The following is an 11365-nucleotide window of genomic DNA, read 5'->3' on the forward strand; positions in this document are numbered from 1 at the left end:
ACGAGAGTTATCGCATTCAGCCGCTATCTTTTCAGACCGCAACCTACAACGCTAACTCGTAAAATCAATAGAAGAAGTAATTATACTACACACCAATCAACACCATTTAAGTATTTTTTGTAGTTCAGCGCTTTCACACCGTCCTACTTTGGGTCAATTATATCCATCGTCGCACTACGCGCTTCAGGTTATAGGATCAAGCCTCACGAGCAATTAGTATTGGTTAGCTTAACGCATTACTGCGCTTCCACACCCAACCTATCAACGTCCTGGTCTCGAACGACTCTTTAGAGGATTTAAAACCCTAGGGAAATCTCATCTTGAGGCAAGTTTCGCGCTTAGATGCTTTCAGCGCTTATCTCTTCCCGACTTAGCTACCCGGCAATGCCACTGGCGTGACAACCGGTACACCAGAGGTCAGTCCACTCCGGTCCTCTCGTACTAGGAGCAGCCCCTCTCAAATTTCCAACGCCCACTGCAGATAGGGACCAAACTGTCTCACGACGTTTTGAACCCAGCTCACGTACCACTTTAAATGGCGAACAGCCATACCCTTGGGACCGGCTACAGCCCCAGGATGTGATGAGCCGACATCGAGGTGCCAAACTCCGCCGTCGATGTGAACTCTTGGGCGGAATCAGCCTGTTATCCCCGGAGTACCTTTTATCCGTTGAGCGATGGCCCTTCCATACAGAACCACCGGATCACTATGTCCTGCTTTCGCACCTGCTCGACTTGTCGGTCTCGCAGTTAAGCCGCCTTTTGCCATTACACTATCAGTACGATGTCCGACCGTACCTAGGCGACCTTCGAGCTCCTCCGTTACAATTTGGGAGGAGACCGCCCCAGTCAAACTGCCTACCATGCACGGTCCCCGATCCGGATAACGGACCAAGGTTAGAACCTCAAAGGGGTCAGGGTGGTATTTCAAGGACGGCTCCACAGAAACTAGCGTCTCTGCTTCAAAGCCTCCCACCTATCCTACACAAACCACTTCAAAGTCCAATGCAAAGCTACAGTAAAGGTTCACGGGGTCTTTCCGTCTAGCAGCGGGGAGATTGCATCTTCACAAACACTTCAACTTCGCTGAGTCTCGGGAGGAGACAGTAGGGCCATCGTTACGCCATTCGTGCGGGTCGGAACTTACCCGACAAGGAATTTCGCTACCTTAGGACCGTTATAGTTACGGCCGCCGTTTACTGGGGCTTCGATCAAGAGCTTGCACCCCATCAATTAACCTTCCAGCACCGGGCAGGCGTCACACCCTATACATCCACTTTCGTGTTGGCAGAGTGCTGTGTTTTTGATAAACAGTCGCAGCCCCCATTTCTCTGCGGCCTTATATAGCTCCAAACGCAAGGTTCTTCACCTATAAGGCACACCTTCTCCCGAAGTTACGGTGTTAATTTGCCGAGTTCCTTCTCCCGAGTTCTCTCAAGCACCTTAGAATACTCTTCCTACCCACCTGTGTCGGTTTGCGGTACGGTTCAATATAAGCTGAAGCTTAGTGGCTTTTCTTGGAAGCAGGGTATCAGTTACTTCATCACCTAAGTGAATCGTCATCATGCCTCAGCGTTAACAGCGTCCCGGATTTGCCTAAGACACCCGCCTACACACTTAAACCAACTATTCCAACAGTTGGCTAACCTAACCTTCTCCGTCCCCACATCGCACTTATATCAAGTACAGGAATATTAACCTGTTTCCCATCGACTACGCATTTCTGCCTCGCCTTAGGGGCCGACTCACCCTGCGCCGATGAACGTTGCGCAGGAAACCTTGGGTTTTCGGTGAGGGAGCTTTTCACTCCCTTTATCGCTACTCATGTCAGCATTCGCACTTCTGATACCTCCAGCATCCTTCTCAAGACACCTTCACAGGCTTACAGAACGCTCCTCTACCATATGCCATAAATGGTCATATCCGCGTCTTCGGTTATCAATTTGAGCCCCGTTACATCTTCCGCGCAGGACGACTCGACCAGTGAGCTATTACGCTTTCTTTAAATGATGGCTGCTTCTAAGCCAACATCCTGGCTGTCTGTGCCTTCCCACCTCGTTTTCCACTTAATTGATCATTTGGGACCTTAGACGGCGGTCTGGGTTGTTTCCCTCTTGACCCAGGACGTTAGCACCCCAGGTCTGTCTCCCATGCTCGCACTTGACGGTATTCAGAGTTTGCCATGGTTTGGTAAGTCGCGATGACCCCCTAGCCATAACAGTGCTTTACCCCCGTCAGTGATACATGAGGCACTACCTAAATAGTTTTCGAGGAGAACCAGCTATTTCCAAGTTTGTTTAGCCTTTCACCCCTATCCACAGCTCATCCCCTAACTTTGCAACGTTAGTGGGTTCGGACCTCCAGTGCGTGTTACCGCACCTTCATCCTGGCCATGGATAGATCACTTGGTTTCGGGTCTACGCCCAGCAACTATGCGCCCTATTCGGACTCGGTTTCCCTACGCCTCCCCTATTCGGTTAAGCTCGCTACTGAACGTAAGTCGCTGACCCATTATACAAAAGGTACGCAGTCACCCCATTTTTCAAGGGCTCCCACTGTTTGTATGCATCCGGTTTCAGGTTCTATTTCACTCCCCTCCCGGGGTTCTTTTCGCCTTTCCCTCACGGTACTGGTTCACTATCGGTCGATGATGAGTATTTAGCCTTGGAGGATGGTCCCCCCATCTTCAAACAGGATTTCTCGTGTCCCGCCCTACTTCTCGTACGCTTAGTACCACAATTGACTTTTCATATACGGGACTATCACCCACTATGGTTGGACTTTCCATTCCATTCTATTAAGTCTACTGCTATCACGTACAGGCTCTTCCCATTTCGCTCGCCACTACTTTGGGAATCTCGGTTGATTTCTTTTCCTCCGGTTACTTAGATGTTTCAGTTCACCGGGTTCGCTTCGCTAGACCTATGTATTCAGTCTAGGATGACCCAAAAGGGCCGGGTTTCCCCATTCGGAAATCGTGGGATCAAAGCACTTTGCCAGCTCCCCCACGCTTATCGCAGGCTATCACGTCCTTCGTCGCCTATCATCGCCAAGGCATCCACCAGATGCACTTATTCGCTTGATCCTATAACCTCAAACACGTAAAACGTATCTCAGATTACTGAAATCGTATTTGCGACTTGCAAGTGAGTTCTCATTTCACTTGCGGTTCAGTTACACTGGCATGAGACCAGCACAACTGAACAGATACAATCAACCCAATATTTTTACTTTGAAACTAAACTCAACAACAACTGCAAGCAGTTATTCTCAAATCTAATTCCATTACAATGTTTATTGGAATTAATTACTTCTTCTATTTTGTTAAAGAGCGATATTTAATTAATCATTAAATGACTAATCATTCTAATTTTAGAAACCAGAATAAAATACACTGCACATAACAACGTGCAATACATAGAATTCTATTTTCTACAGCAGATAATGGTGGAGGTTAACGGACTCGAACCGTTCACCCCCTGCTTGCAAAGCAGGTGCTCTACCAGATGAGCTAAACCCCCGTGATACTGGTGGGTCAGATAGGAATCGAACCTATGACCCCCGCGTTATCAACACGGTGCTCTAACCAACTGAGCTACTGACCCATATCGTTTCTTTCAAATCTACAGCCGATGAGTGTGAGTACTTAATCTACCAATCTTTCTCTTGAAAGGAGGTGATCCAGCCGCAGGTTCCCCTACGGCTACCTTGTTACGACTTCACCCCAGTCATGAATCCTACCGTGGTAACCGGACTCCCGAAGGTTATCCTAGCTACTTCTGGTAAAACCCACTCCCATGGTGTGACGGGCGGTGTGTACAAGGCCCGGGAACGTATTCACCGCGACATGCTGATCCGCGATTACTAGCGATTCCGACTTCATGCACTCGAGTTGCAGAGTGCAATCCGGACTACGATCGGTTTTGTGAGATTAGCTCCCCCTCGCGGGTTGGCGACCCTCTGTACCGACCATTGTATGACGTGTGAAGCCCTGGTCATAAGGGCCATGAGGACTTGACGTCATCCCCACCTTCCTCCGGTTTGTCACCGGCAGTCCCATTAAAGTGCTCAACTAAATGTTAGCAACTAATGGCAAGGGTTGCGCTCGTTGCGGGACTTAACCCAACATCTCACGACACGAGCTGACGACAGCCATGCAGCACCTGTGTTACGGTTCCCGAAGGCACTCCTCTATCTCTAAAGGATTCCGTACATGTCAAGACCAGGTAAGGTTTTTCGCGTTGCATCGAATTAATCCACATCATCCACCGCTTGTGCGGGCCCCCGTCAATTCCTTTGAGTTTTAGTCTTGCGACCGTACTCCCCAGGCGGTCTACTTCACGCGTTAGCTGCGTTACTAAGCTCCGAAAAGCCCAACAACTAGTAGACATCGTTTAGGGCGTGGACTACCAGGGTATCTAATCCTGTTTGCTCCCCACGCTTTCGTCCATGAGTGTCAGTATTAGGCCAGGGGGTTGCCTTCGCCATCGGTGTTCCTCCACATCTCTACGCATTTCACTGCTACACGTGGAATTCCACCCCCCTCTCCCATACTCTAGCGAGACAGTCATAAACGCAATTCCTAGGTTGAGCCCAGGGATTTCACGTCTATCTTATCAAGCCACCTGCGGACGCTTTACGCCCAGTAATTCCGATTAACGCTTGGACCCTACGTATTACCGCGGCTGCTGGCACGTAGTTAGCCGGTCCTTATTCTTCGGGTACTGTCATCCCCAGCAGTTATTAACCACTAGGATTTCCTCCCCGACAAAAGCGCTTTACAACCCGAAGGCCTTCTTCACGCACGCGGCATTGCTGGATCAGGCTTTCGCCCATTGTCCAAGATTCCCCACTGCTGCCTCCCGTAGGAGTCTGGACCGTGTCTCAGTTCCAGTGTGGCGGATCGTCCTCTAAGACCCGCTACTGATCGTTGCCTTGGTAGGCCTTTACCCTACCAACTAGCTAATCAGCCATCGGCTGCTCCAATAACGTGAGGCCTTGCGGTCCCCCACTTTCCCCCTCAGGGCGTATGCGGTATTAGCACTCCTTTCGAAGCGTTATCCCCCATTACTGGGTACATTCCGATGTATTACTCACCCGTTCGCCACTCGTCAGCGGTGCAAGCACCCTGTTACCGTTCGACTTGCATGTGTAAAGCATGCCGCCAGCGTTCAATCTGAGCCAGGATCAAACTCTTTCGTTTAATCTAGCTGAATTTACATACTTGGCTTAGTACTCATTACTCAAAGAAACACTTGGTTAAAAACCAAGATTTCTTTTAAATCTTGAGTGTAAGCACTTGTTTGACTGGCAAACCAAGCACTCACACTCATCGGCTGTATTTTGTTAAAGATCAGTGGCTTAGACACCGAAACCAGCTGGAAAACCGCTTGTTTCGTTTGCTGTGTCAGCAGCAGAGAGGCCGAACTATACCCACCCACCTAAAGTCCGTCAACACCCAGTTGCAAAGAAAACCACACAAAGGCGCTAAGTTGTTGAATTACATACGATCTAGTTTCAACATTAATTCTGCTGCAGCGTAAAAAAACAGAGCGATGCCAAGCCTTGATTACGGATATACATAGCGCCAAATGCTTATTTGGCCGTTTTTGCCCCTAAATTTGCTAACATTTTCGCCGCTATACGACGAAATCAACGCTGCAGCACAACAACGACGGACTTCAATTGCTGCTCGGGAGGACCAAAGAAATAAAAGGCTAAGGATGTCCACATAGACCTTATTGCTAAGTACAATCTCATTTGATATTCGTCTAACCGTCTAACCCACAAAACACCGGAGTCACCATGCCCTTGCTAGATAGCTTTACTGTTGACCATACAATCATGAAAGCACCTGCAGTCCGTATCGCAAAAAAAATGACGACACCTCACGGCGATGCAATTACCGTTTTTGATCTTCGTTTTTGCATACCGAATCAAGAGATATTATCTGAACGAGGGATCCACACTCTTGAACATTTATTTGCAGGGTTTATGCGTAACCACCTCAATGGGGATGGTGTAGAAATTATTGATATTTCCCCAATGGGCTGCCGCACAGGGTTTTATATGAGTTTAATTGGCACTCCAAATGAACTGCGAGTGGTCAATGCTTGGCAAGCTGCCATGGAAGATGTACTTAAGGTAGCTCAGCAATCTGAAATTCCTGAGCTTAATCTTTACCAATGTGGTACCTATGAGATGCACTCATTAGACGAAGCAAAAAAAATCGCTCAGGATATTCTTAGCCGCGGCGTAGGCGTCAACCTCAATGAAGAGATTAAACTGTCAGCGGAATGGCTAGATAAAAATGCTTAAATAAGTTGCACATAAACATTCAAGTTACGACTTGCTAATACTGAATCCATTTAATTTGTGTGTTTTTTCAGTATTTATTAAGCAATGGCTTGTAAGCTTAAATCGTATTACAACGGCAAGAGCCTAAGCGACTATCACTTAGACTCTTGCCACTTAAAAGATAAATATCAATCAGTGCATATCTGCTTAACCCCCCCCAGCAGCGTGCACACCGTACTACCACTTCCATTGCAATCCCAATTCAGCCTTGCCTAGCTGCTGACCTCGAGCCCAACTGCCGCCGAGTAAACCATAGTAACTCCCCCAGTTAGTCTGCTTGCTATACCCTAATTGCATTTGCCACGTCGTACTTGGCCCTGCCGCAGGTAAATACAGATTGGGAGCGGTTAACTTTAGTGCACTATCACTGCCAAATTGATGTGTAACACCAGAGCGAAGCCAAATATTTTCTTCTGTATTTATTCTCCGCTCAACTCGAATACTTGCCCCACCATACCAATGTGAAGTTTGTTCAAAGCGCCCTTTAATACTTTCATCTTGTAAATCCCAATTAAAATTTGCGTATCCAACATTTAGCTGTGGTGCGAGCGTCCAATTATCAAATACTTCAAACACCTTCCCGACGCCAAGATTCGTTGCCCAAATAGGTGCCGTCAAGGTATTGCTATAGGCATCTTCTGTTTTAACCTTTGCACGCTCATACCCGAGCAAAGCAATAGCACGTCCATACCAACCATCCTTTTCCAATTGACCATATAAGCCTGTTTGAAAACTATTAATATCCAGATCAGCACTAGCACGTGAATGAATAAGCGCCCCCTCTCCAGAGGTATTGAGTTGATTGTGACTCCAAGCTAAAAAAGCCCCGCCCCGCCACGACTTACTATCATCAAGCTGACCATCTCGATCAATACCTATCGTTACAGAACTCCCCCAACCATCAAATGAAAAGCCATAATCTGCACTTTGTCTTAAGTGAGTGGCATCGATTTTCATCCAAAGATCATTAGCTACACTAGGGATAACATCTAAACGTTGTTCTATAGCGCTTAAATTACTACGTAAAATAATATCGGATATCGCAGGCAAAACACCGTACGCTGGAATTTCTGGTAACAAACGATCGGGTTTTAATGTTGGAGATACATCAGGAGATACAGGCACAATAGGGACTGGCGGCTGTGGCGGCTGTGGCGGCTGTGGCTGCCCAGCATTCGCATCAGGCACCACAGGGGCAAATGGCGACTGTAGATACCAACTCGAGCGTCCATTTTCATTTTTTTGCACAATTTCCCATACATATGGACTTCCCTTTAAGCGAACATCATATATATTGCGCGACCCAACTGGGTTGGCCGCAATAAAAGTATCGCCCCGTGTCAACGTATTGATCGATGATTGAGCAAAACGAATTTGTTCCCCCAGTCGACCTGAGGAGCCATCGTTATTAAATTGAACACGTGTTGTTCCAGATAAGTTACCGTCAATTTGCAACATCGATGACTTTTCAAGATTTGCTGAAACATGATCAACTAAAAGACCATTGGTACTTTGAAATGGGCCTAAGACATTTAAAGTAGAAAATTGCCCTCCTCCCCCTAAAGCAATCGTCCCCGCATTATTCAATCCGGCAGTCAGTTGCGCATTCACAGGCACATTCAAAGTACCTGAATTCGTTAACGTTGCATTACTTGCTAAAGCCAGATTACCTGCCATCACCAAGGTTGCACCGCGATGAATATTAATTGCACCCCAATTTTGTAAATCAAGCACATTCGTAAGCGAACGACCATCGACAATCGTTGCTGCAGAAATAACAGCACCATTCAAAAGTGATAATTGATTTAACCCAGTGCTATCGCGCAAGTTGTTCATACTGGAAAGATCAGTTCGAAGTAAATCAATCTGATTATCACGACCAGTAATCGTTAACGTTCCATCAACTTTACCGCCCTGTAAAATCAATTGATTATTCGAACCCGAGACTATTGTTGTACCAGCCAAAGTTCCCGCCGCCAACCAAGCTTGCCCGCCGCTACCTGAAATATTTAGCTCACTCACTGTGCCGCCATTATTGAGCATCCGTCCGCCATTCAAATGGACCCCTGTTGCGATGCCGCCTAGCGATACAGTCTGCCGTCCGCCCGAATTGATGCTCGTATTTTCAGCAGCCCCGCCAGACAAAACAAATTGGCTTGCGGAGAGCAGTTGCGTATCAATCACTCGGCCACCCGATGCAATTTGCTGCGTGCCAGCATTCAATGTATTGCCACTGGCAATGCCGCCAGCCTCAATAAACTGACGTCCACCATTAACCACCGTGTTATTTGCACGCCCCAGCACGACTTGATCAGCAGCCCCCAAAATAGTCGCACTAGCAACGCCACCGAACTCTACTCTTTGACTACCAGCAGTCACTGTTGTTGCGGATGCAAGACCACCAGACAAAACTTGCTGAGTGCCGCCATTAAGCCATGTATCTTTCGCAAGTCCGCCCGCGCTAATAAACTGTCTACCGCCTTGATCAATCACATTCCGCGTAGCAATACCTTCTATTGTTTGATCGCTACCACTGCCAACCGTAGTGTCAAATGCTTGCCCACCTGCGCCAACATCCTGACTACTATCATTAAGAATGGTTTGCTTTGCGACACCACCAGACAGAATTCCTTGATTACTATTCCCATTTAATGTCGTAGATACCGCAGAACCCCCAGCAACCAGCTGATCTGCTCCTGCATTTAAAGTCGTTAAACTCGCCACACCGGCGAGAATATCTTGGGAGCCCCCCGAAATAACCGTATTAGTCACCGAGCCTTGAACATTCTGCGCGCCATTTTTTTCGATCAAAGTATTCGTCGCCGAACCACCAGCAAAAACACTTTGCGTTCCAGAAACTATCTGCGTACCAGATGCAAGGCCTCCACTAGAGACGTACTGATTACTCCCAGATAAAACGGTGGTATTCGTTGCCACACCACCGGCCGAAATAACCTGGCTACCAGAAATCACTGTCGTTGTTGTCGCCAAACCACCTGATAGCACTCCTTGATACCCATTACTTACCACCGTCTGTACTGCTTGTCCGCCGCTCTGCACCAACTGAACACCAGCCCCAACAATATTTGTATTGTTGGCTAATCCAGCGTTATATTGATAGCCCGTGTTAATTAAAGCGGAGTTCACCACCCCTCCCGCAGAAATATACTGTCGGCCGGTAATGTTACTTTGATCTGCTCGCCCACCAGAATTCACGTACTGGCTCCCCACCACATCATTGGCTTGTAACAGCCCGCCAGAATAAACAATTTGTTTGCCATCGATGTGTGACGACCTCACTACGCCTCCCGACGAAACCTCTTGTGTCGCTGGCGTCGTAACTAAGCTATTACTCACCACACCACCATCGATGACGTATTGAGTCCCTGAATCGACCGTCTCTCCAGAAACAGTACTCGTTACTGGTGTGGTATATGCCTGCACCAACGATGAAGGTATCAATAGTACGAACAGTAAACGAGATAGAAAAATCGATCTGGAAAAACGACGAAGGCCATACCGCAAGTTTTGAGTGCGAAATTTCATTGATTACCTCTTTCACTTAGACGATTAAAGCTCGCCGTGGCACACGATTTAATGTATCGATCACTTGCAACGGTGTAATTAAGCGCGTGCATTCAAATTGCCGAGGGGTATCTTTATGCCGAGGACACCAAAAAAAATCCGCATGATCAAAACTATGTCGAGGATCATTCCAGCAACTATTACAAGTGTGATGATTGAAAATACGATAAGGGGTGTAAAATTCATTAATTGGATGAGTAAAACCGCTAATCAAAGCGACAGGCGTTGCTACCGACCACGCCAACCAAGCAAGCCCGCTTGATAGTCCAACAAAAAACTCAGCATGGCGAATTAATTCCGCCCGCTCCAGCAACGGCAAATCACCCGTGAAATCTTCTGCGCCATGGGGTAACGTGGTCCAAGTTAAGCCACTGCCATGACATGATTTTTGATCAATACACAGAACACGCAAACCCTGTTCCTTCAGGTGTTTCACAACCTCAATCCATCCGGTTGGATGATTCCAATATTTGCATTGCGTAGAACTTTGCACCGCAATACAGACATAAGGTTCAACAATTCGCCGAGGAGCTTCCAGTGATGTAATTTGTGCAGGCTCCTCTCGAGGATCCACCCCCAATAGATGCCCAGCAGTACGATGCAAACCAACCAAACGAAAATCCCCAGGTTGATAATAATGTTCATCATCACCAAAAAACAAACCCAAGTAATAAGTCGCATAAAACTCAGACGTATTAATTTCTTCTGGAGTAACAAAACGAATCGTTGGATTTGCTTGAGCAAAAAGAGGAATTAAATTTGCAGCCATTGAACAGGTAAGGTGACAGCGATGCTCTGCAGCAAAACGTGCCGCATAAGGAAACCAAGCCAACACATCCCCTAAAGTACCCACCGGAAACTGAATCAAAACAGGCTGGTCTTGCAAACTCAAGCGATGATCCAAGATTTTTTGATCTTTGTTCCACACCTCTATATGAAACGGAACAAAGTACTTCTTACTACTCATGACCATGCCTGCGCCAATTTGCGTTTCAAACAAAATATTATGGGTTTGCAAATCAGATAACCGCACTCGCCACTCGCCATCGGGCAACTGAACACGCGCACCATCATTAAAATCAAAGAAAATCTTAGATTCAGACAACTGAGTTGGTGGATTGACTGCAGGAACAAAACAAGTCAAATGCACAGAAGAAGATAAAGGAGCATTCATCTGAATAGCTAAAATTTAAAAATAGTTTTTTAGCATAGACCAGTAAGAAGCCGTTGCTGCGATAAATAAGCTAAACCACTGCAAACAGAAGGAGTACAAGCATTTTTTAAATGCAAAAAAAGCACCTAGCGTTTTCGTTAAGAGCTTTAATTTACTGGTGGACCTGCACGAGGCTTTAGATAAATTACCCCAAACCCCAGATGGATTTAACCCATTCTCACCGACATTAGTGTTCTCAGTTACATGAAG

3 protein-coding genes, 2 tRNA genes and 2 rRNA genes are annotated in these 11365 nt (G+C 46.9%); 1 reads left to right on the plus strand and 6 read right to left on the minus strand.

The window, feature by feature from the left end; genetic code table 11:
• Positions 1-192: 192 nt before the first annotated feature.
• The 4 genes from HQN60_RS02330 to HQN60_RS02345 all read right to left on the minus strand — a co-directional run bounded on the left by HQN60_RS02330 (position 193) and on the right by HQN60_RS02345 (position 5203).
• Positions 193-3085: ribosomal RNA gene (locus HQN60_RS02330) — 23S ribosomal RNA — on the minus strand.
• Positions 3086-3445: 360 nt separating this feature from the next.
• Positions 3446-3521, minus strand: a tRNA-Ala gene (locus HQN60_RS02335).
• Between the two features lie 7 nt (positions 3522-3528).
• Positions 3529-3605, minus strand: a tRNA-Ile gene (locus HQN60_RS02340).
• A gap of 64 nt (positions 3606-3669) precedes the next feature.
• A 16S ribosomal RNA gene (locus tag HQN60_RS02345) occupies positions 3670-5203 on the minus strand.
• The 16S and 23S rRNA genes sit together here with 2 tRNA genes alongside, the layout of an rRNA operon.
• A gap of 602 nt (positions 5204-5805) precedes the next feature.
• Here HQN60_RS02345 and luxS point away from each other — a divergent pair.
• Positions 5806-6318, plus strand: a complete 513-nt coding sequence (luxS, locus tag HQN60_RS02350) for an S-ribosylhomocysteine lyase (protein WP_173532176.1) — start codon at positions 5806-5808, stop codon at positions 6316-6318.
• Between the two features lie 216 nt (positions 6319-6534).
• Here luxS and HQN60_RS02355 read toward each other — a convergent pair whose 3' ends face one another.
• Both HQN60_RS02355 and HQN60_RS02360 read right to left on the minus strand, forming a co-directional pair.
• The gene (locus tag HQN60_RS02355; protein ID WP_173532177.1) at positions 6535-9903 is read right to left on the minus strand and encodes a hypothetical protein; all 3369 of its coding nucleotides are present in this window, start codon (positions 9901-9903) and stop codon (positions 6535-6537) included.
• A 16-nt stretch (positions 9904-9919) separates the two neighbouring features.
• On the minus strand, positions 9920-11116 hold the full coding sequence (locus HQN60_RS02360) for an autotransporter strand-loop-strand O-heptosyltransferase (protein ID WP_173532178.1): 1197 nt from the start codon (positions 11114-11116) through the stop codon (positions 9920-9922).
• Positions 11117-11365: the final 249 nt, after the last annotated feature.

The organism is Deefgea piscis (assembly GCF_013284055.1).
GTDB classification, from domain to species: domain Bacteria; phylum Pseudomonadota; class Gammaproteobacteria; order Burkholderiales; family Chitinibacteraceae; genus Deefgea; species Deefgea piscis.